General features: G+C 70.5%; 22 protein-coding genes. 16 read left to right on the forward strand and 6 right to left on the reverse strand.

Annotation, left to right across the window (positions count from 1 at the left end; genetic code table 11):
* Positions 1–17 precede the first annotated feature (17 nt).
* The 6 genes from AB0H71_RS14385 to AB0H71_RS14410 all read left to right on the forward strand — a co-directional run bounded on the left by AB0H71_RS14385 (position 18) and on the right by AB0H71_RS14410 (position 6,907).
* The gene (locus tag AB0H71_RS14385; RefSeq protein ID WP_357019754.1) at positions 18–1,571 is read left to right on the forward strand and encodes a FadD3 family acyl-CoA ligase; all 1,554 of its coding nucleotides are present in this window, start codon (positions 18–20) and stop codon (positions 1,569–1,571) included.
* Complete coding sequence (locus AB0H71_RS14390) at positions 1,571–2,446, forward strand: enoyl-CoA hydratase (protein WP_357019757.1); 876 nt, start codon at positions 1,571–1,573, stop codon at positions 2,444–2,446. Before AB0H71_RS14385 ends, AB0H71_RS14390 begins: the two co-directional genes overlap by 1 nt.
* Complete coding sequence (locus AB0H71_RS14395; protein WP_357019760.1) at positions 2,446–3,585, forward strand: acyl-CoA dehydrogenase family protein; 1,140 nt, start codon at positions 2,446–2,448, stop codon at positions 3,583–3,585. The genes AB0H71_RS14390 and AB0H71_RS14395 overlap by 1 nt, the downstream gene beginning before the upstream one ends.
* On the forward strand, positions 3,582–4,553 hold the full coding sequence (locus tag AB0H71_RS14400) for an acyl-CoA dehydrogenase family protein (protein WP_357019762.1): 972 nt from the start codon (positions 3,582–3,584) through the stop codon (positions 4,551–4,553). Before AB0H71_RS14395 ends, AB0H71_RS14400 begins: the two co-directional genes overlap by 4 nt.
* The gene (locus tag AB0H71_RS14405; RefSeq protein WP_357019764.1) at positions 4,550–5,575 is read left to right on the forward strand and encodes an acyl-CoA dehydrogenase family protein; all 1,026 of its coding nucleotides are present in this window, start codon (positions 4,550–4,552) and stop codon (positions 5,573–5,575) included. Before AB0H71_RS14400 ends, AB0H71_RS14405 begins: the two co-directional genes overlap by 4 nt.
* Positions 5,576–5,689: 114 nt before the next feature.
* Complete coding sequence (locus tag AB0H71_RS14410; protein WP_357019767.1) at positions 5,690–6,907, forward strand: MFS transporter; 1,218 nt, start codon at positions 5,690–5,692, stop codon at positions 6,905–6,907.
* A gap of 6 nt (positions 6,908–6,913) precedes the next feature.
* Here AB0H71_RS14410 and AB0H71_RS14415 read toward each other — a convergent pair whose 3' ends face one another.
* Positions 6,914–7,804, reverse strand: coding sequence for an alpha/beta fold hydrolase (locus AB0H71_RS14415; RefSeq protein WP_357019770.1), 891 nt, complete (start codon positions 7,802–7,804; stop codon positions 6,914–6,916).
* Positions 7,805–7,886: 82 nt separating this feature from the next.
* Here AB0H71_RS14415 and AB0H71_RS14420 point away from each other — a divergent pair, with 82 nt between their 5' ends.
* From AB0H71_RS14420 to AB0H71_RS14430, 3 genes are read left to right on the forward strand one after another with little or no spacing between them, the layout of a single operon-like run.
* Positions 7,887–8,486 carry a TetR/AcrR family transcriptional regulator gene (locus AB0H71_RS14420; RefSeq protein WP_357019772.1) on the forward strand — a complete coding sequence of 200 codons (600 nt, stop codon included), beginning with the start codon at positions 7,887–7,889 and terminating at the stop codon, positions 8,484–8,486.
* 21 nt (positions 8,487–8,507) lie between these two features.
* Positions 8,508–9,227, forward strand: coding sequence for a DUF427 domain-containing protein (locus tag AB0H71_RS14425; RefSeq protein ID WP_357019773.1), 720 nt, complete (start codon positions 8,508–8,510; stop codon positions 9,225–9,227).
* A 9-nt stretch (positions 9,228–9,236) separates the two neighbouring features.
* The gene (locus AB0H71_RS14430) at positions 9,237–9,638 is read left to right on the forward strand and encodes a cupin domain-containing protein (RefSeq protein WP_357019776.1); all 402 of its coding nucleotides are present in this window, start codon (positions 9,237–9,239) and stop codon (positions 9,636–9,638) included.
* Between the two features lies 1 nt (position 9,639).
* Here AB0H71_RS14430 and AB0H71_RS14435 read toward each other — a convergent pair whose 3' ends face one another.
* Both AB0H71_RS14435 and AB0H71_RS14440 read right to left on the reverse strand, forming a co-directional pair.
* Positions 9,640–9,969 (reverse strand): hypothetical protein, encoded by a 330-nt coding sequence (locus AB0H71_RS14435; protein WP_357019778.1) that lies wholly within the window; start codon positions 9,967–9,969, stop codon positions 9,640–9,642.
* A complete protein-coding gene (locus tag AB0H71_RS14440; protein ID WP_357019780.1) occupies positions 9,969–11,165 on the reverse strand; it encodes a Rieske 2Fe-2S domain-containing protein in 1,197 nt (398 codons plus the stop codon). The genes AB0H71_RS14435 and AB0H71_RS14440 overlap by 1 nt, the downstream gene beginning before the upstream one ends.
* A gap of 197 nt (positions 11,166–11,362) precedes the next feature.
* Between AB0H71_RS14440 and hsaA the strand changes: the two genes are divergently transcribed.
* The 4 genes from hsaA to hsaB are packed head-to-tail and all read left to right on the forward strand — an operon-like array spanning position 11,363 to position 14,886.
* On the forward strand, positions 11,363–12,526 hold the full coding sequence (gene hsaA / locus AB0H71_RS14445) for a 3-hydroxy-9,10-secoandrosta-1,3,5(10)-triene-9,17-dione monooxygenase oxygenase subunit (protein ID WP_357019783.1): 1,164 nt from the start codon (positions 11,363–11,365) through the stop codon (positions 12,524–12,526).
* Positions 12,527–12,536: 10 nt separating this feature from the next.
* Complete coding sequence (gene hsaD / locus AB0H71_RS14450) at positions 12,537–13,415, forward strand: 4,5:9,10-diseco-3-hydroxy-5,9,17-trioxoandrosta-1(10),2-diene-4-oate hydrolase (protein WP_357019785.1); 879 nt, start codon at positions 12,537–12,539, stop codon at positions 13,413–13,415.
* Positions 13,415–14,320, forward strand: coding sequence for an iron-dependent extradiol dioxygenase HsaC (gene hsaC, locus AB0H71_RS14455; protein WP_357019788.1), 906 nt, complete (start codon positions 13,415–13,417; stop codon positions 14,318–14,320). The genes hsaD and hsaC overlap by 1 nt, the downstream gene beginning before the upstream one ends.
* Positions 14,317–14,886 carry a 3-hydroxy-9,10-secoandrosta-1,3,5(10)-triene-9,17-dione monooxygenase reductase subunit gene (hsaB, locus tag AB0H71_RS14460; protein WP_357019791.1) on the forward strand — a complete coding sequence of 190 codons (570 nt, stop codon included), beginning with the start codon at positions 14,317–14,319 and terminating at the stop codon, positions 14,884–14,886. The genes hsaC and hsaB overlap by 4 nt, the downstream gene beginning before the upstream one ends.
* On the opposite strand, the gene AB0H71_RS14465 is transcribed toward hsaB, so the two are convergent.
* Positions 14,883–15,725 (reverse strand): TIGR03619 family F420-dependent LLM class oxidoreductase, encoded by an 843-nt coding sequence (locus AB0H71_RS14465; RefSeq protein WP_357019793.1) that lies wholly within the window; start codon positions 15,723–15,725, stop codon positions 14,883–14,885. The genes hsaB and AB0H71_RS14465 overlap by 4 nt on opposite strands.
* 58 nt (positions 15,726–15,783) lie before the next feature.
* Between AB0H71_RS14465 and AB0H71_RS14470 the strand changes: the two genes are divergently transcribed.
* On the forward strand, positions 15,784–16,329 hold the full coding sequence (locus AB0H71_RS14470) for a YdeI/OmpD-associated family protein (RefSeq protein ID WP_357019796.1): 546 nt from the start codon (positions 15,784–15,786) through the stop codon (positions 16,327–16,329).
* 11 nt (positions 16,330–16,340) lie between these two features.
* Here the strand turns inward: AB0H71_RS14470 and AB0H71_RS14475 are convergent, their stop codons facing one another.
* The gene (locus AB0H71_RS14475) at positions 16,341–17,810 is read right to left on the reverse strand and encodes an ATP-binding protein (RefSeq protein ID WP_357019799.1); all 1,470 of its coding nucleotides are present in this window, start codon (positions 17,808–17,810) and stop codon (positions 16,341–16,343) included.
* 49 nt (positions 17,811–17,859) lie between these two features.
* Positions 17,860–18,576: an NAD(P)H-binding protein gene (locus tag AB0H71_RS14480; protein WP_357019801.1), complete on the reverse strand. Its 717-nt coding sequence runs from the start codon at positions 18,574–18,576 to the stop codon at positions 17,860–17,862.
* Positions 18,577–18,725: 149 nt separating this feature from the next.
* Between AB0H71_RS14480 and AB0H71_RS14485 the strand changes: the two genes are divergently transcribed.
* Together AB0H71_RS14485 and AB0H71_RS14490 are read left to right on the forward strand one after the other, a co-directional pair.
* A complete protein-coding gene (locus AB0H71_RS14485; protein WP_357019804.1) occupies positions 18,726–18,935 on the forward strand; it encodes a type II toxin-antitoxin system VapB family antitoxin in 210 nt (69 codons plus the stop codon).
* Positions 18,932–19,351: a PIN domain nuclease gene (locus AB0H71_RS14490; protein WP_357019806.1), complete on the forward strand. Its 420-nt coding sequence runs from the start codon at positions 18,932–18,934 to the stop codon at positions 19,349–19,351. Before AB0H71_RS14485 ends, AB0H71_RS14490 begins: the two co-directional genes overlap by 4 nt.
* Positions 19,352–19,394: the final 43 nt, after the last annotated feature.

Below are 19,394 nucleotides of genomic sequence, written 5' to 3' on the forward strand. Positions count from 1 at the left end.
CGACGGTGAGGACATTCGTGAGCACCTCGGCGAGGACCATTCCGGCCGCGCTCAGGGCGGCCGCGGCCGAGTTCGGCGCCGCCCCCGCCATCGCCGACGGCTCGGCGCGGCTCGACTGGGCGGACCTGCTCGAGGAGGTGCGCCGGGTGGCGGGCGCGCTGATCGCCCGCGGGGTCCGGCCCGGCGACCGGGTCGCCATGTGGGCGCCGAACACCCACCACTGGGTCGCGGCCGCGCTGGGCGCGCAGTACGCGGGAGCCGCCCTCGTCCCGCTGAACACCAGGTACGTCGCGGCCGAGGCCGCGGACGTGCTGGAGCGGGTCGACGCCGCCGCGCTCTTCATCGCCGGGCCGTTCCTGGGCCGGGACCGGCTGGCAGAGCTCCGCGCCGAGGCGCCACAGCTGGACATCCCGTCGATCGTCGTCATCCCGGTCGACCCCGATGCCCCGCGCTCGGCTGCCGCAGCGCTGCACTGGGACGACCTCGCCGACCTCGCCGAGCAGACCCCGCGCACCGAGGTCGAAACCCGCGCCGACGCCGTCACCCCCGACGACATCGCCGACATCCTCTTCACCTCCGGCACCACCGGCCGCAGCAAGGGCACGCTGGTGGCGCACCGGCAGGCGCTCGACGTGGTGCGCGGCTGGGTCGAGTGCGCGACCCTCCGGCAGGCCGACAACTACCTGATCATCAGCCCGTTCTTCCACAACTTCGGCTACAAGGCGGGCATTCTCGCCTGCGTCCTGACCGGCGCGACCATGGTCCCGCAGGCGGTATTCGACGTGCCGGAGGCCATGCGGCTGATCAGCGCCGAGCGGATCTCGGTGCTGCCCGGCCCGCCCACCATCTACCAGACCATCCTCGACTTCCCGGACCGCGCGCAGTTCGACCTCGGCACGCTGCGGGTCGCGGTGACCGGCGCGGCCACCGTCCCGGTGGTGCTGGTCGAGCGGATGCGCGACGAGCTGGCCTTCGAGGTGGTGCTCACCGCGTACGGCCTCTCCGAGGCGTCCGGTTTCGGCACCATGTGCCGCCCGGACGACGACCCGGCCACCATCTCCGGCACCTGCGGCCGCCCGATCGCCGATTTCGAGCTGCGGCTGGCCGATTCCGGCGAGGTGCTGCTGCGCGGGCCGAATGTCATGCTCGGGTACCTGGACGATCCGGAGGCCACCGCGGAGACCATCGACGCCGAGGGCTGGCTGCACACCGGCGATATCGGGGTGGTCGACGAGCGCGGCTACCTGAAGATCACCGACCGGCTCAAGGACATGTACATCTGCGGCGGCTTCAATGTCTACCCGGCCGAGATCGAGCAGGTGCTGGCCCGGCTGGACGGGGTCGCGGAGTCCGCGGTGATCGGCGTGCCGGACCCGCGGATGGGCGAGGTCGGCAAGGCGTACGTGGTGCGCAAGGCAGGCGCGCGGCTCACCGCGGAGCAGGTGCTCTCGCACGCCACGGGCACGCTGGCCAACTTCAAGGTGCCGCGCTTCGTCGAGTTCCGCGACCAGCTGCCCTACAGCGCCGCAGGCAAGGTGCTGAAACGTCGTCTACGTGAGGAGATTTCGTGATGTCCGCTGACGGTGTGCCCGACGAGGGCGAGGTGGTCACCTACGAGCGGCGCGGCCCGGTCGCGGTCGTCACGATGAACCGGCCGGACTACCGCAATGCGCAGAACTCGGTGATGACCTACGCGCTCGACGCCGCCTTCCAGCGCGCGGTCGAGGACGCCGAGGTCACCGTGATCGTGCTGGCGGGCAATGGCAAGCACTTCAGCGCCGGGCACGACATCGGGACGCCGGGCAAGGACCACCACGTGCACTACGACAACAAGGCCGTGCTCTGGTGGGACCACCTCGACCGCAAGGGCGGTGACCAGCGCTTCGCCCGCGAGTCCGAGGTGTACCTGGGGATGTGCCGGCGCTGGCGGGAGATCCCCAAGCCGATGATCGCGCAGGTGCAGGGCGCCTGCATCGCGGGCGGGCTCATGCTGGCCTGGGTCTGCGACCTCATCGTCGCCTCGGACGACGCCTTCTTCTCCGATCCGGTGGTGCGCATGGGCATTCCGGGCGTCGAGTACTTCGCGCACCCGTGGATGATCGGCCCGCGCGCCGCCAAGGAGTTCCTCTTCACCGGCGACCGCTTCGGCGCGGCGCAGGCCAAGGAGTGGGGCATGGTGAACCGGGTGGTGCCGCGCGCCGAGCTGGAGGCCGAGGTGACCGCGCTGGCCGAGAAGATCGCGCAGATGCCGCAGTTCGGGCTGGCGCTCACCAAGAAGGCGGTGAACCAGGCCGAGGATCTGATGGGCATGCGCACCGGCATGGACTCGGTCTTCGGGCTGCACCACTTCGCGCACGCGCACAATGCCGAGGTCGGGGCGGATGCGCTCGGCGGCATGAACGCCCGCTCCATGCGCGACACCGCCACCGAGAACGGGAAGTCCTGATGGATCTGGATCTCGACGAATCCGCGCGCGCCTTCCAGCAGGAGGTCAGGGACTTCCTGGTGGACTCGGCGCCGCGCACCCCGCTGCCATCGATGGACACCGCCGAGGGCTTCGAGGCGCACCGGGAGTGGGAGCACACCCTGGCCGACGCCAGGTTCTCCGTGGTCTCCTGGCCGCACGAGCACGGCGGCCGCGACGCCTCGCTCCTGGAGTGGGTCCTCTTCGAGCAGGAGTACTACGCCGCGGGCGCACCGGGCCGGGTCGCGCAGAACGGCATCTTCCTGCTGGCCCCGACGCTCTTCGAGCACGGCACCCCGGAGCAGCTGGCCCGCATCCTGCCGCGGATGGCACGCGGCGACGACATCTGGGCGCAGGCCTGGTCCGAGCCGGAGGCGGGCAGCGACCTGGCCGGCATCCGCTCGACCGCCAAGCGCACCGAGGGCGGCTGGCTGCTCAGCGGCCAGAAGACCTGGAGCTCCCGCGCCTCCTTCGCCGACCGCGCCTTCGGCCTGTTCCGCAGCGACCCGGCGGCCGAGCGGCACCGCGGGCTGACCTACGTCATGTTCCCGCTGGACGCCGAGGGCGTCTCGGTGCGGCCGATCCCGCAGCTGGACGGCGAGGCCGGGTTCGCGGAGATCTTCCTGGACGAGGTCTTCGTGCCGGACGCCGATGTGATCGGCCCGCCGAACGAGGGCTGGCGGGTCGCCATGAGCACCTCGAGCAATGAGCGCGGGCTCTCGCTGCGCAGCCCGGGCCGGTTCACCGCCACCGCCGAGCGGCTGCTCGAGCTGTGGCGCACCGCGGGCGACCGGGCGAACACCGCCCAGCGCGATGCCGTGGTCGACGCCTGGATCGGCGCCGAGGCGTACCGGCTGCACACCTTCGGCACCGTGACCAGGCTGGCCGAGGGCGGCAAGCTGGGCGCGGAGTCCTCGATCACCAAGGTGTTCTGGTCCGAGCTGGACGTGGCCATGCACGAGACCGCGCTGGACGTCCTCGGCGGCGCCGCCGAGCAGGCGGGGCCGTGGACCGACGGCTACCTCTTCTCGATCTCGGGCCCGATCTACGCGGGCACCAACGAGATCCAGCGCAACATCATCGCCGAGCGGCTGCTCGGACTACCGAGAGGGAGCCGATGAGATTCGCGCTCAGCCCGGAGCAGACCGATTTCGGGGCCAGCGTGCGCAAACTCCTGGAGGCGGGCCGCACCCCGGCCGCCGTCCGGAGCTGGGCGGGCGGCGAACCCGGGCCCGGGCTCGCGCTGGTCCGCGGCCTGGCCGAGGCCGGTGTGCTCGGTCTCGCCATTGCCGAGGAGCACGGCGGGCTCGGCGCCGAGCCGGTGGACCTGCTCGTCGCCTTCCAGGAGATCGGCCGCGCCGCCGCGCCGGGACCGCTGGTCGAGTCGGCCGCGGCCATTCCCGCCCTGCTCCAGGCGCTGCCGGAGCCGGCAGCCGAGATCCTGCCCGGATTGGCGGAGGGCGCGCTCGGCACCATCGCCTTCGGCGAGCCGCTCGCGCTCGACGCCGATATCGCGGAGACCGTGCTCGTCGCCGACGGCCCGCGGCTGAGCCGTGGCACCGTCGGCGAGCCGGTGCGCTCGGTCGACCCGGCGCGCAGGCTCTTCCGGGTCGAACCCGGCGAGCTGCTCGCCGAGGGCGAGGAGGTGCGCGCCGCCATCGCCACCGGCTTCGACCACGGCGCGCTCGCCGCCGCCGCGCAGCTGCTCGGCGCGGGCAAGGCGCTGCTCTATGCCACCACCGAGTACGCCAAGCAGCGCAAGCAGTTCGGCGCGCCGATCGGCAGCTTCCAGGCGGTGAAGCAGCAGCTCGCCGATGTGCTCATCGCGCTCGACCTGGCCGAGCCGCTGCTGCTGCGCGCCGCGCTCACCACCGCCGAGCCGACTCGCGGCCGCGATGTTTCCGCGGCGCTGCTGACCTGCGCGGATGCCGCGTACCTTGCCTCGCGGGTGGCGCTGCAGGTGCACGGGGCCATCGGCTACACCGCCGAGTACGACCTCTCGCTCTGGATCACCCGGGTCCGTGCGCTGCAGAGCGCGTGGGGCACCGCCGATTTCCACCGCGCCCGGATCGCGGAGGCGCTGCGGTGAGCGACGAACTCGCGGAGTTCCGCACCTCGGTGCGGGCCCTGCTCACCAAACACGCCGGTTCCGCCGCGGTGCGCGCCGCCCTCGACACCGACCTCGGCTACGACGAGAAGCTCTGGCGCCTGCTCTGCGAGCAGATCGGCGTCGCCGCGCTCGCCATCCCGGAGGAGTACGGCGGGATCGGCGCCGGGCTCACCGAATCGCTGCTGGTCGTCGGCGAGCTCGGCCGCACCCTGGCCGGGGTGCCGATGCTCGGCTCCGCCGTGCTCGGCGTCCAGGCGCTGCTGCTCGCCGGTGACGCCGAGACCTGCGCCCGGCTGCTCCCCGAGGTCGCCGAAGGCACCCGCACGCTCGCCGTCAGCTGGGCCGATGCCCGCGGCTGGGACGCACCCGGCGTGCGCGCCGACGGCGACGTCCTGCACGGCACCGCGCACTACGTCCTCGACGCCGCGGGGGCAGGTACCCACCTGGTGCTCACCGACGCCGGGCTCTACGAGGCCGAGCCGACCGCGGTCCGCACCATCGCCACCATGGACCCCACCCGCCGGGTGAGCGAGGTCGAGTTCGACGGGGTCACCGGGAGCCGCATCGGCGACGTGGACCCGGTCGCCCTGCGCGAGATCGCCTGGACCGCGCTCGCCGCCGAACAGGTGGGAGCCGCAACGCGCTGCCTGGCGGACACCGTCGAGTACACGAAATCGCGGGTGCAGTTCGGCCGCCCGATCGGCAGCTTCCAGGCGCTCAAGCACCGAATGGCCGATCTGTACGTGCTGGTCGAGTCGGCCGAGTCCACCGTGCTCGCCGCCACCTCCGCCCTGGTCAGCGGGGCGGAGAGCACCGCCGAGGACGTCTGGGTGGCGCGCACGCACAGCACCGCCGCCTTCTCCGCGGTGGCGGCGGACTCCATCCAGCTGCACGGCGGCATCGCCATCACCTGGGAGCACGACGCGCACCTGTTCTTCAAACGCGCGCACGCCGACGCCCAGCTCTTCGGCAGCGCCAGACGCCCGGCCCGCGCCGGGTGAGCGACCTCACCGCACACAGATAATTAGCTTATGTAACAATTATCTGTGTGCGGCATGCCGCGTGTTTCCCCGGCGCCGCGATCAGCCGTCGACACACGCGATGAGGTCTCCCGAATGAGCACAACTCTCGAACGCACGAAGCAACCCCGGGCGGTCTACGCCGTCGCCTTCGCCAGCGTGATCGCCTTCATGGGCATCGGCCTGGTGGATCCGATTCTCAAGCCGATCGGCGAGCAACTGCACGCCTCGCCGTCCCAGGTCTCGCTGCTGTTCACCAGCTACATGCTGGTCACCGGGGTCGCCATGCTGGTCACCGGCGTGGTCTCCAGCCGGTTCGGCGCCAAGCGGACGCTGCTCGCCGGGCTCGCGGTGATCGTGGTGTTCGCGGCACTGGCCGGAATGTCGACCACGGTGGCGCAGATCGTCGGCTTCCGGGCGGGCTGGGGGCTGGGTAACGCGCTCTTCATCGCCACCGCGCTCGCCACCATCGTCGGGGCGGCCAGCGGCGGGGTCGCGCGGGCCATCATCCTGTACGAGGCCGCGCTCGGCATCGGCATCGCGACCGGGCCGCTGGTCGGCGGGGTGCTCGGCGGCATCAGCTGGCGCGGGCCGTTCTTCGGCGTCTCGGTGCTCATGGCGATCGCCTTCGTCGCCATCCTGGTGCTGCTGCCGGAGAGCCCGAAACCCGCGCACCGCACCTCCATCACCGCACCTTTCCGCGCGCTGCGCCACCGCGGCCTGCTGGTGGTGAGCCTGACCGCGCTGCTCTACAACTTCGGCTTCTTCACGCTGCTCGCCTACACCCCGTTCCCCCTGGACATGGGGACCTACGCCATCGGCTTCATCTTCTGCGGCTGGGGCATCCTGCTCGCCGTCTCCTCGGTCTTCCTCGCCCCCCGGTTGCAGCGCCGCTACGGCACCATGCCCATGATGTGCGCCGCCATCGGCCTCTTCGCCGCCGACCTCGCCGTCATGGCGCTCTACGCCGACTCCAAGCCCGTGCTCATCGCGGGCACCGTGCTCGCCGGGCTCTTCCTCGGCGTGAACAACACCCTGATCACCGAGGCCGTCATGATCTCCGCCCCGGTCGAGCGCTCGACGGCCTCGGCCGCCTACAGCTTCGTCCGCTTCGCCGGCGGCGCCGCCGCCCCCTACCTCGCGGGCAAGCTCGGCGAGCACAGCACCGCGCTCCCCTTCTGGCTCGGCGCCGCCCTCACCGCCGCCGCCGTCGGGGTCCTCTACGCGGGCCGCACCGCGCTCGCCCACATCGACGAGCACGAGCCGGCGCCGCACAGCGTGGACGAGGCACAGGCCATCACCGTCGGCGACTGAGCGCGGTCACGCCGTCGCACGCGGCACCCGCAGGTCGTGCAGGGCGGTGAACTGCAGGAGGCGGGTGGCGGCGGAGCGCGGGACCTCGGCGAGCAGCCCGTGCGACACCTCGGGGAAGACCTCCGTCTCCACATTCGGGATGACCGCGCGGGCGCGGGCGACGGCGGCGGCGGGGTCGTAGAGGACGGTGCCGCCGCCGCAGAGCACGAGGGTGGGGGTGGCGATGGCGGCGAGGTCGGCGTCGGCGAGGACCCGGGCGTACGGCAGCGACATGCGGAAGGGGGTGGCGGCGGTGGCGAGCTCGGCGTCCTCGCGGGTGATCGGGGTACCGGGCTGCAGGTGGGCGAGGAGCCGGCGGGTGCGGCCGAAGGTCGGCCGGATTCCGGCAAGCACCATGCGGGCGAGCAGCACGGTGCGCACCGGGACCAGGACCGAGCCGGGCTCGATCAGCGTGAGGCTGGCCGGGATATCGCTCTGCCCGGCGAGCATGCCCGCCAGCCTGCCGCCGTGCGCGAAGGCGACGAGGTGCGCGCGCGACAGCTCCAGCCCGGTGAGCACCTCGCCGAGCCAGCGCGCCATCTCGGCGCCGCGCACGATCGGCTCGGTCTGCACGCTGCGGCCCGGCGTGCCGATGATGTCCGGCACATAGACGGTGCGGCGGCGCGCCAGCCGCTCGATCACCGGGCTCCACATGAGGCTGTTGCCCTGGAAGCCGTGGATCAGCACCAGCGGTGTGCCGGTGCCGTTTCCGGAGCTGCGGACGTAGGTGGGGCCGTAGGAGGTGGACACCTCGAGATCCCGCCACGGGATCGGATACAGTGCTTCGGCGGCCCGGTAGGCGGCGACGAACTTCTCCCGCGCCTTCGCGCTGCCGAAGTGTCCCGCTCTGATCGCCATCACCGCTCCTCATACATGGTGGTACCGTCGTATCATATCGGCTGCCCCGCCGAACCGTATGCCTTCCGGAAAAGGTGGACGAATGCCTCGGCTCGCGGACCACGAACAGCGGCGGAAGCAGATCACCGACGCCACCCGGCGGGTGATCGCGCGAGACGGGCTGAGCGCGGCCACCTTCCAGTCCGTCGCGGCCGAGGCGGGCATCTCGGTGCGGCTGGTGCAGTACTACTTCGGCACCAAGCGCGAGTTCCTGATCGCCACCCACCAGGCGGTGCTGGCCGACGCCGGGGCCAGGCTCGCCGCCGGGCTCACCGCGCTCGGCGCCGAGGCGGCCCCGCGGGAGATCCTGCGCACCACCTTCGCCGAGCTGCTCCCGCTGGACGACACCCGCCGCGACGAGGTGCTCATCCTCGGCGCCTTCCAGGCCGCCCGGCTCGGCCGCGCCGAGGTGGAGAACACCATCGGCAACGGCCCGGCGAGGTACATGGTGAACGCCGCCGCCCAGCAGCTGGCGCGGCTGCGCAGGGGGACCGATGCCCGGATGGAGACGATCACGCTGGACGCCGAGCTCCTGGTCGCCGCGGTCGGCGGGCTCGCCCAGGGCATGCTGGGCGGCTTCGCCACCCCGGAGCACGCCGAGCTCCTGCTCGACCGGCTGCTGGACCGGCTGCTCCCGCCCTGACCCGGGAGTACCGTCGGGCCCATGAGCCTCCGCTCCGAGCCGAGCCCCAAACGCGTGCGCGCCTACCTGGCCGGTCGCCCGGTCGCGGACACCGCCACCCCGCTGCTGGTCTGGGAGATCCCGTACTACCCCGCCTACTACCTGCCGCTCGCCGACGTGAAGGCCGAGCTGGTCCGCACCGGTGACACCGAGACGCACGAGCTGCTCGGCACCGGGACCAGGTACGACGTCCTGCTCGACGGCGTGCGCGCACCCGGCGCCGCGCTGCGCTGGAGCGCGGTCCCCGACCACGTGCGGCTGGAGTGGTCCGCGATGGACGAGTGGCTGGAGGAGGACGAGCCGGTCTACGTGCACCCGCGCGACCCGTACAAGCGGGTCGACGTGCTGGCCAGCTCCAAGCACGTGCGGATCGAGCTGAACGGCACCGTGCTCGCCGAATCCCGCTCCCCGCGCATCCTTTTCGAGACCTCGCTGCCGCCCCGGTACTACCTGCCGTTCGCCGACGTCCGGCTGGAGCTGCTCACCCCGAGCGCCACCCACTCCAGCTGCCCGTACAAGGGCACCGCCGACTACTGGACCGTCACGGTGGACGGCACCGAGCACCGCGACATCGTCTGGGGCTACCGGACCCCGCTGCCGGAGAGCCAGAAGATCGCGGGGCTGCTCTGCTTCTACAACGAGAAAGTCGACATCGTCATCGACGGCGTGCGGCAGGATCGCCCGCAGAGCCCGTTCTCCTGAGAGGAATCCATGCGCCCGCCCCTGGCCGAGACGCTCGATCTGGACCCGCACCCCGAGGGCGGCTGGTTCCGCGAGACCTACCGCAGCTCCGTGCGTTTCACCCCCGACGGCTACGGCGGCGACCGCGCCGCCGCGACCGCGATCCTGTTCCTGCTCATGCCGGGTGAGCGCTCGGCGCCGCACACCGTGCGCTCGGACGAGCTGTGGTTCTGGCAGGGCGGTGGCGCGCTGATCCTGAATATCGGCGGCACCGAGGTGCTGCTCGGCCCCGACCACGCGGCCGGGCAGCAGCTGCAGATCGTGGTGCCCGGCGGGGTGAGCCAGGCCGCGAAGCCCGCAGGCGACCAGCACGTGCTGGTCGCCTGCGTGGTCTCCCCCGGCTTCGACTTCGAGGATTTCCGGCTCGACTGAGCTACTGCACCTCGAGCACGCCCTCCTCGACCGCCCACCGGATCGTCTTGGCGAGGCTCTCGCACCCCTCCGGCCGACCGGGCCCGTACCCGCCTTCGCTCAGCTTGGCGAACACCGGGCACCGCTGCTGCGGCGGCTCGGTCCACTCGATCGAGGTCTGCCGCTCACTCGCCTTGCGCACCCGGACCTCGGTGCCACAGGACTGACACCGCAGCGGTGTCATCCCGTCCTCGAGATAGCGCTGCTTGTCCGCCACCGTCTGGGCCCGCACCTCGGCCCGCCGCTCCGGCCGGTCCGCGAAATCGGGAGCCTTGGCCCAGGTGGCGGCCATCAGACGCTCGCCTCCTGCGGCCCGGCCTCCTGCTGGCGGCGCAGGTTCTCCGCCACCTCGGCCTCCCAGTACTCGTTCGCCTTGGCGGTATCCACCTCGAACTCGTAGCGCTGGGTCATCTTCTCGGTGACCTCGGCGAGATCCACGTAGAACTGGTCGTACCAGCGGCGCAGCTGGTAGACCGGCCCGTCCTCCTCGCAGAGCAGCGGGTTCTCCACCTTGGACTTGTGCTTCCAGATCTCCACGTCCTGCAGGAAGCCGACGCTGATGCCCTCGGTCATCTTGGCCGCCAGCTTGTCGGCGGTCGCGCCCTCGACCCCGTCCGGCTTCTGCAGGGTGATCCCCCACTGCAGCATGAAGGAATCCTGCGACACCGGGTAGTGGCAGTTGATCAGGACGCTCTTGACCTCGTACCCGCTGTAGATATTGACCAGCGGATTGATCATGTACGAGGGGCCGAAGTACGACGCCTCGGACTTGAGCAGGGTGTCGCCGCCGTACTTGGACGCCATCCCGATGTCCGGCCTGCCCTTGGTCTCCAGGAACTGGGTGGCGATATGCCCCTCGAAGACGTTCTTGAAGTAGGTCGGGAAGGCGTAGTGGATGTAGTAGAAGTGCGCCATGTCCACGACGTTGTCGATGATCTCGCGGCAGTTGGCGCCCTCGATCAGCATCGAGTTCCAGGTCCAGTCGGTCCAGCCGCTGTCCAGCTGCTCGGTGGCGTTGCCGTCGGCGTCGGTGTAGGGGCCGACGATGTGCGGGATCGTGACCTCGTCCGGCGGCGTGCTGCCCTCGTGGTCGTGCCAGACGAAGAGCTGGCCGTTGCGCTCGAGGGTGAGCCACTTCCTGGTCCGCGCCAGCGGCGGCACCCGCCGCGCGTACGGGATCTCGGTGCACTTGCCGGTCGTCCCGGACCAGCGCCAATCGTGGAACGGGCAGGCGATGTCGTCGCCCTTGACCTCGCCCATGCTCAGGTCGCCGCCCATGTGCCTGCAGTAGGCGTCCAGCACGCGGAGCTCGCCGCTGCCGTCCGCCCAGATCACGAGCTTGGTACCGAAGACCTGGACCGCGTGCGGCTTGCCGTCGCGGAAGGTCTTCGCCAGCCCGAGGCAGTGCCAGCCCCGTGCGTAGCGGGTCGGAACCGTGCCGACGTCGAGCTCCCGCACCTTACCGCCGCGGGTTGAGGTGTCTGCCATTCGCGAATCCTCCTCCTTCACTACTAGAACACGTTACAAAACTGTGGGCCGCAGCGCCAGCGTCGGCCCAGGTCTCCTGCATTCGCCCAGCGGCGACCAGCACCTGCGTTCTGTTCTCGACATAAATAAGAACCTGTTCTAGTCTCAGGGGTGATGAGTACCGGTTACCGATCGACCAGGCAGGAGCAGGTCCGGACATGACGCAGGAAGTGACCGAACGGGTCGAAGCACTGTTGCCGACGCTGCGCGAGCGCGCGCAGGAGGCCGAGGATCTGCGCCGCATTCCGGACGAGTCCGTGAAGGCGCTGCAGGAGACCGGCTTCTTCCGGCTGCTACAGCCGAAGCAGTGGGGTGGCCACGCGGCCGACCCGGTCGTCTTCTACGACACTGTGCGCAAGATCGCCAGCGCGTGCGGCTCCACCGGCTGGGTGTCGGGCATCATCGGTGTGCACAACTGGCACCTGGCGCTCTTCGACCAGCGCGCCCAGGAGGACGTCTGGGGCGAGGACACCGAGGTCAGGATCTCCTCCTCGTACGCCCCGATGGGCATCGGCACCGTCACCGACGGCGGCTACATCGTGAAGGGCAGCTGGGCCTGGTCGTCCGGCTCCGACCACGCGAGCTGGGCGGTGCTCGGCGGCCCGGTGATCAAGGACGGCAAGCCGGTGGACTTCGGCTCCTTCCTGATCCCGCGCGACGACTACCGCATCGACGACGTCTGGAACGTGGTCGGGCTGCGCGGCACCGGCTCCAACACCGTCGTGGTGGAGGACGTCTTCGTGCCGAGGCACCGCTTCCTCAGCTTCAAGGCGATGAGCGAGCTGACCGCGCCCGGCCTGGAGCAGAACACCGACCCCGTGTACCGGATGCCGTGGGGCACCGTGCACCCCACCACCATCTCGACGCCGATCGTCGGCATGGCCTACGGCGCCTACGACGCGCACGTCGAGCACCAGGGCAAGCGGGTGCGCGCCGCCTACGCGGGCGAGAAGGCCAAGGAGGATCCCTTCGCCAAGGTGCGGATCGCCGAGGCGGCCAGCGATATCGACGCCGCCTGGCGCCAGCTCTCCGGCAATGTCGCCGACGAGTACGCGATCCTGAAGGCCGGCGGGGAGATCCCGTTCGACCTGCGCGTCCGGGCCCGCCGCGACCAGGTGCGCGCCACCGGCCGCGCCATCGCCTCGATCGACCGGCTCTTCGAGAGCGCCGGGGCGACCGCGCTCGCCAACGGCACGCCGCTGCAGCGCTTCTGGCGCGACGCGCACGCCGGCCGGGTGCACGCGGCGAACGATCCGGAGCGCGCGTACCAGATGTTCGGCACGCACGAGTTCGGGCTGCCGATCAACGACGCCATGGTCTAGGGGGAAACACGTGACCTCGACGACGGAACTCACCTACGAGTCCACCTCCCGGTACGCGCAGGTGCGGCCGGACCTGAAACTGCACTACCACGAGGCGGGCGTCGGCAACGGGCCGACGATCGTGCTGCTGCACGGCGGCGGCCCCGGCGCCTCCTCGTGGTCCAACTTCGCGCGCAACATCCCGGTGCTGGCGCGCGAGTTCCACGTGCTCGCCGTGGACCAGCCCGGCTTCGGCAAGTCGGACAAGCCGACCGAGCACCCGCAGTACTTCGTGCACAGCTCGTCCGCGCTGAAGGACCTGCTCGACCACCTCGGCATCACCGGCCGCGTGCACCTGCTCGGCAATTCGCTCGGCGGCGGCACCTCGGTGCGGTTCGCGTTGGACTACCCGGAGCGCGCGGGCAAGCTCATCCTCATGGGCCCCGGCGGGCTGGGCACCAACCTCTTCGCCGCCGACCCCACCGAGGGCGTCAAGCTGCTCGGCAAGTTCAACTACGAGCCGACCAGGGAGAACCTGGAGGCGTTCCTCCGGATCATGGTCTTCGACCAGAAGCTCATCACCCCCGAGCTGGTCCAGGAGCGGTTCGCCTCGGCGAGCGAGCCGGAGTCGCTGGCCGCCACCCGCGCCATGGGCAAGTCCTTCGCGGGCGCCGACTTCGAGAAGGGCATGCTCTGGCGCGACGCCTACACGCTGCGCCAGCCGGTGCTGCTCATCTGGGGCCGCGAGGATCGGGTGAACCCGCTGGACGGCGCGCTGGTCGCGCTGAAGTCCATTCCGCGGGTGCAGCTGCACGTCTTCGGCGGTTGCGGGCACTGGGCGCAGCTGGAGAAGTTCCACGAGTTCAACCGGCTGGCGATCGACTTCCTGGCCGGCGTTAAGGAGAAGTGATGGGCATCCGCTCCCTCGGCTACCTGCGCATCGAGGCCACCGACGTGGCCGCCTGGCGCGAGTACGGGCTCAAGGTGCTCGGCATGGTGGAGGGCAAGGGCTCCGACCCGAACTCGCTCTACCTGCGCATGGACGAGTTCCCCGCTCGGCTGGTGATCGTGCCCGGCGAGCAGGACCGGCTGCAGGTCTCCGGCTGGGAGACCGCGAACGCCGAAGAGCTGCAGGACATCCGCGCCCGGCTGGACGCCGCGGGCGTCCCTTACAAGGAGGGCACCGCCGCCGAGCTGGCCGACCGCAAGGTCTACGAACTGATCCGGTTCGAGGATCCGAGCGGCAGCGTGCTGGAGGCGTTCCACGGGGTCGCGCTCGAGCACCGCCGGGTGGTCAGCCCGTACGGGCACCGCTTCGTCACCGAGGAGCAGGGGCTCGGGCACGTGGTGCTCAGCACCTCCGACGACAAGGCGGCGCTGGAGTTCTACCGCGACGTCCTCGGCTTCCGGCTGCGCGACTCCATGCGGCTGCCCCCGCAGATGGTCGGCCGCCCCGCGGATGGCGAGCCCGCGTGGCTGCGCTTCCTCGGCTGCAACCCGCGGCACCACTCGCTGGCCTTCCTGCCGCAGCCGACGCCGAGCGGCATCGTGCACCTCATGCTCGAGGTGGAGAACGCCGACGACGTCGGGCTCGCGCTGGACCGCGCGCTGCGCAAGAAGGTCAAGATGTCGGCCACGCTCGGGCGGCACGTCAACGACAAGATGCTCTCCTTCTACATGAAGACCCCGGGCGGCTTCGACATCGAATTCGGTTGCGAGGGGCTGGAAGTCGAGGACACCGACTGGATCGCGCGGGAGTCGACCGCCGTCAGCCTGTGGGGGCACGACTTCACCGTGGGGTTCCGCGAGCAATGAGCGAGTACCCGGAGATCGACGGCAGGGCGTTCCGGAACGTCCTCGGGCAGTTCTGCACCGGGATCACCGTGATCACCACCTTCGGTGCCGACGCCGCCCCCGTCGGCTTCGCCTGCCAGTCCTTCGCCGCGCTCTCCCTCGACCCGCCTTTGGTGCTTTTCTGCCCGGGCAAGTCTTCCCGCTCGTGGGCGGCGATCGAGGAGCGCGGGCGGTTCGCGGTGAACGTGCTCGCCGAGGAGCAGCGCGAGCTCTGTGCCCGCTTCGGCTCGCGCGAACAGGACAAGTTCGCGGGGGCCGCCTGGCACAGCTCCGCCCTGGAGCTGCCCGTGCTCGACGACGCGCTCGCCACCATCGAGTGCTCGGTGGATCGGGTGGTCGACGGGGGGGATCACTGGATCGTGGTCGGGCGGGTGCTCTCGCTCGCCGAGGTGGGCGAGTCGGGGCGGCCGTTGCTGTTCTATCGGGGGCAGTACAGCGCTATCGAGCCGGACAAGACGGTGCCCGCGCCCTGGCGGGCGGATCTCGAGCACTTTCTCACCACCACGACGTTGGATACCTGGCTCTAGATCAGCTCGGCGAAGGCGGATAGTTCGTCGAGTTGCTGATTCAGCGGGCTCAGGGAGGCGTTGACCACTACGCGGTCGACGCCTTCCGCTGTTAGGGCGGCTATGTCATCGAGGGTCAGTCCGGTGGAGCCCCAGCGGGTGTACTCGAGTTCGTCCGGGTTGCGCCCCGCGGTGGCGGCTTCGGCGCGGGCGAGGGTGAGCTGGTGGGCGCGTTCATCCGGGGTGAGCATGCCGCCGGCGAAGTAGCCGGCGCCGCGGCGGCCCGCGCGGCGGGCGGCGGCGGGGCTGGAGCCGCCGATGTGGATGGGGAAGTCGGCTGTGGACGGCTTGGGATAGACGCACACCTCGGTGAAATCGAAGAACTCGCCGTGGAACTCGACACCATCGGGGCCCCCGGACCAGAGCAGGCGCAGCACGTCGAGCGCTTCGTCGGCGCGGCGGCCGCGGGTGGCGTAGTCGATGCCGAGCGCCTTCGCCTCGCCCGGCAGCCCGCCGACGCCCACCGTGAGCAGCCGCAGCCTGCCCTTCGACAGCCGGTCCAAGGTGGCGAGGCGCTTGGCCAGCAGAATCGGGTGGCGGTACGGGAGGAGCAGGACGCCGGTGCCGAGGAGCAGACGGTCGGTGTGGGCGGCGACGAAGGTGAGGCAGTCGAGGGGGTCCGGGAAGGGGAGGGTGGTCGGGACCTCGTTGGCGCCGATGCGGGCGCCCGGGTAGAGCGCGACGTGGTCCGGGACGTAGAGGCCCTCGAATCCGCAGGTCTCGACGTGGCGGGCGAAGGTGACGAGGGTGTCCGGGTCGGCGCCGTGCATCGGCGTCGGGTAACTCACCGAGAACTTCACTCTCGCCATCCTAGAAAGTGCTCAGACGGTGAGCGCTTATCCCCGGAGTATGGGGTGTATGGAGATCATCGACTGTGCCGATGCCGCCGAGTGGGAGCGCTGGCTGGCGGCGAATCACGAGCGGGCCGCCGAGGTGTGGGTTCGGATCGCGAAGAAGGGTGCCGGTCGGGCGAGCGTGACGATCACCGAGGCGCTCGATGGGGCATTGTGCGTCGGGTGGATCGATAGCCATCGGCGGGGTGTCGATGCCGAGCACTACCTGCAGCGGTACTCGCCGCGGCGGGCGCGGAGTCCGTGGTCGGCGGTGAATGTGGCCAAGGCGGAGGCGTTGATCGCGGCCGGGCGGATGCGAGCCGCGGGGTTCGCGGCGATCGAGGCGGCGCGGGCGGACGGGCGGTGGGCGGCGGCCTACGCGCCGCAGCGGGATGCGGAGCCGCACCCGGAGCTGGTTGCCGCCTTGGACGGGGATCCGGCTGCCCGGGTGCGGTTCGAGGGGCTGGGGCGGAGTGCGCGGTACGGGTTGTCGCTGCGGGTGACCAAGGCTCGGACCGCCGCCGGGCGGGCGAATCAGGTGCGGAGGGTGCTCGCCGAGCTGAAGGCCTGACCTCCCGCAGGTCACTCTCTGCCGTACAACTCGTCGAGGCCGATCAACTCGACTTCACCACGGCTCTGCTCCTGCCGCAATTCGTCGGTGAATCCAGCGCCGGAGAAGCAGAGCAGGCGGGTCGCGCCGGTGTCGTAGCGCCCCTGCCTACCGACGAGTTCCCGGATGCGCCGGAGCCGATCCAGGTGGCCGAGGCCCATGATGTCGTTCCATTTCGCCTCACCCAGCGCGAGCAGCGGCGGCCTGCTCCCGTCGGCATAGCCCACCGCGACCACGTCGACCTCGTGCGTCGTGCGATCAGCGGGATCGTTGACGGTACCCGCGCACACCCGGACGGGCAGATCCGCCAGCCGCTTCTCGTGCCCGTACTGCGCCGTCCACTCCCGGCACACCTGCTCGAAGTGCGGTCCGACGACATTGCTGGCCCAGCGGTGGGCGGACCGCTCCCAGATCCGCTCGGTGGCGGTCGCTGCGCTGAGCTGCGGCCAGTAGGGCCGCATGATGGCGTGGTAGAAGGTGAGCAGGGGTTCGGCAATTCGGAAGTCGGTGCGGTTGCCACGGAAGGCGTCGATTTCGCGGGTGATCAGGCCAGAATCCTCGAGCACGGTCAATGGGTGTGCGAGCTCGTTCGTCTTGCGGCCGACGTAGCCGGCAATACCGCCGCGCCCGCTGTTCCCATTGGCGATCGCGTTGAGCACCGAGTTGTAGATGGCACCGTCACGGAGGTCGGGCTCCTCGGCGAGCAGGTAGCGGGCTTCGAGGAACATCGGGCTGCCCGGGGAGAGGACCGCGCGGACGACCCAGTCGTCGAAATCATCGAGCCCGCGCGGAGCGTCGTACCGGATCATCTCGGTGCGATAGGCGGGTGTACCGCCGACCACCGCGTGCACGCGCAGAGCGAGCCGCGGGTCGTCGATACCCCAGAATCGCGCGGCTTCCCGATACCCGAGGGTTCGAATAGGCAGTTCGAGCGAGGCGCGGCCGCGCAGCGGGGCATTGCCGGACAGCAGTTTTCCCATGAACGACAGCGCGGAGCCGCACAGCAGCAACCGGGTGCGGGAGGTGGTCCGCTCGCTACGCCGCGGGGCGTACGCGCCCTGGAGAATGGAGGGCAGTGCCGGATTCACCCGCACCAGGTAGGGAAACTCGTCGATCACCACCGGGACGGGTCGCTCCGCCCCCATTCGGAGCAGCACATCGATGACCTGCCCCCAATCGGCGGGCGCGAACGGCACAACCGGTTGCAGGTGCCTGGTCAGCGCCTGCCCGATGGATGCCAGCGACTCGGTGTCGGTAGCCTCCTGGGCAGAGAAATAGAATCCGCCCGCGCTCTCGCAGACCGCCTCCAGCAGGAAGCTCTTGCCCTGCCTGCGCCGTCCCGATACGACGCCGAGCGAGGCTCCGGCACTCTCGTCCGCAACGAAACGGCTCAGCGCGGTCCACTCGCGGTCACGGTCGAAGACGTCGGCTGGTTTTTCCACAGGGTCTCCCAAGAGAAGTACAGTTATGAGAAGTGTACTTCTCTTAGAATTAGGCCCTCAACTCGGCGAGCCACTGCCCGAACGTCTGCGTGCCGTGATCGGCATCGACCCCGGCGACCAGTGCGCCCTGCCGGAACGCGCGCCCCGCCCGGCCCGGCAGCGGGAACCGCAGCACCCGATCACCACGCCCGGTGGCCGCGGCGTACCGGCGGATCATGTCGTCCAGCGCCAGCATCCGGCCCGCGGGCGCCCCGGCCGCCAGGTCGACCAGCCGCTCGGCCACCTCGCGGGCGGCGACCGGGCTCACCCGCATGGCGGGCACCAGCGTCAGCGGGCCGACCCGCACCCCGCCCTGCGGCTGCCCCGCGAACTCGTGGAACTGGGTGGCGCGCAGCAGCGTCCACGGCACCGGGCCCTGCTCGACGGCGCGTTCCTGCGCCATCTTCCCGGTGTAGTAGCCGTACGGCACCGCATCGCTCCCGACGATGCCGAGCAGCACATGGTGCCGCACGCCCGCCGCCTGCTCGGCGCGGTGCAGGTTCGCCGTCACCTGCTCGAAGAACTCGGTCGCCTCCTTCGCCGAGCGGGTGACCAGCGAGGTCACGTCGATCACCGCATCCACCCCGGTCAGGTCCAGCCCGGCGCCGGTGCGCAAGTCGACCCCGGTCGAGCGGGCCAGCACCACCGCCTCGTGCCCGCGTTCGCGCAGCACCTCCACCACCGGCTTCCCCACCGTCCCGGTTCCGCCTGCCACCGCGATCCTCATAGCCCTCTCCTTCACTCCTCGTCACCGGTTAGACCGGGTAGGTCCAGAAAAGCTGACAGGTAGCCCGTGAGGCGTGCGCCACAACAGTGGTCCCGGCGCCGCCCATCAAATCTATATACAGTTACCGTCGCGCGTATATACTGGCGGATATGTCGAAGCTACTGATCGAGGTCGATGACGCTGCACTCGCGGAGGCACAGCGGCTGCTCGGAACCTCGACCAAGAAGGACACAGTGAATGCGGCTCTCATCGAGGTCGCCCGACGCTTGAAGCGGGTGCAGGCACTCAACGGCCTCGCCGAGATGGCCGAACAGGGCGACTTCGACGCGCTGCTCGACAAGCGCGAGTACCGGCGTTGATCAGCTATCTGATCGATACCTCCGCCGCGGTCCGCCTGCTCGCCGATCCGGCTGTACGACGAACCTGGCACGAAACGGTCACCGCCGGCGTGGTCGCGCTGTGCGACACGGTCGAACTGGAACTGCTGTTCAGCACCAGGTCGCTCGCCGATCGACTGCACAAGAAGGCCATGTTCGAGGAGCTGTTCGGCTGGGCCGTCACCCCGGAGAGTGCGTGGACCCGGGCCCACGAGGTACAGCAGCGGCTGACCGAGGAGGGGCAGCATCGCAGCGCGGGCGTAGCCGACCTGCTCATCGCAGTGACGGCCGAGGCGAACGACATCACCCTGCTGCACTACGACCGGGACTTCGAGGCCGTTGCCAAGGTCACGGGGCAGCCCACGCAGTGGATCGCTCCACCGGGAACGGTCAGCTGAGCCGCCGGACCGTCGCGAAGATCTGCTCCGCCCGCGCGGGCGA

Origin of the sequence: Nocardia sp. NPDC050697, assembly GCF_040654395.1 — a bacterium.
Classification (GTDB): Bacteria; Actinomycetota; Actinomycetes; order Mycobacteriales; family Mycobacteriaceae; genus Nocardia.

Excerpts from the sequence above, each read along its gene's own strand:
- AB0H71_RS14390 (WP_357019757.1), top strand. The coding sequence starts at position 1,571 with ATGTCCGCTGACGGTGTGCCCGACGAGGGCGAGGTGGTCACCTACGAG.
- AB0H71_RS14395 (WP_357019760.1), top strand. The coding sequence starts at position 2,446 with ATGGATCTGGATCTCGACGAATCCGCGCGCGCCTTCCAGCAGGAGGTC.
- AB0H71_RS14400 (WP_357019762.1), top strand. The coding sequence starts at position 3,582 with ATGAGATTCGCGCTCAGCCCGGAGCAGACCGATTTCGGGGCCAGCGTG.
- AB0H71_RS14410 (WP_357019767.1), top strand. The coding sequence starts at position 5,690 with ATGAGCACAACTCTCGAACGCACGAAGCAACCCCGGGCGGTCTACGCC.
- AB0H71_RS14415 (WP_357019770.1), bottom strand. The coding sequence starts at position 7,804 with ATGGCGATCAGAGCGGGACACTTCGGCAGCGCGAAGGCGCGGGAGAAG.
- AB0H71_RS14420 (WP_357019772.1), top strand. The coding sequence starts at position 7,887 with ATGCCTCGGCTCGCGGACCACGAACAGCGGCGGAAGCAGATCACCGAC.
- AB0H71_RS14425 (WP_357019773.1), top strand. The coding sequence starts at position 8,508 with ATGAGCCTCCGCTCCGAGCCGAGCCCCAAACGCGTGCGCGCCTACCTG.
- AB0H71_RS14430 (WP_357019776.1), top strand. The coding sequence starts at position 9,237 with ATGCGCCCGCCCCTGGCCGAGACGCTCGATCTGGACCCGCACCCCGAG.
- AB0H71_RS14435 (WP_357019778.1), bottom strand. The coding sequence starts at position 9,969 with ATGGCCGCCACCTGGGCCAAGGCTCCCGATTTCGCGGACCGGCCGGAG.
- AB0H71_RS14440 (WP_357019780.1), bottom strand. The coding sequence starts at position 11,165 with ATGGCAGACACCTCAACCCGCGGCGGTAAGGTGCGGGAGCTCGACGTC.
- hsaA (WP_357019783.1), top strand. The coding sequence starts at position 11,363 with ATGACGCAGGAAGTGACCGAACGGGTCGAAGCACTGTTGCCGACGCTG.
- hsaC (WP_357019788.1), top strand. The coding sequence starts at position 13,415 with ATGGGCATCCGCTCCCTCGGCTACCTGCGCATCGAGGCCACCGACGTG.
- hsaB (WP_357019791.1), top strand. The coding sequence starts at position 14,317 with ATGAGCGAGTACCCGGAGATCGACGGCAGGGCGTTCCGGAACGTCCTC.
- AB0H71_RS14470 (WP_357019796.1), top strand. The coding sequence starts at position 15,784 with ATGGAGATCATCGACTGTGCCGATGCCGCCGAGTGGGAGCGCTGGCTG.
- AB0H71_RS14480 (WP_357019801.1), bottom strand. The coding sequence starts at position 18,576 with ATGAGGATCGCGGTGGCAGGCGGAACCGGGACGGTGGGGAAGCCGGTG.
- AB0H71_RS14485 (WP_357019804.1), top strand. The coding sequence starts at position 18,726 with ATGTCGAAGCTACTGATCGAGGTCGATGACGCTGCACTCGCGGAGGCA.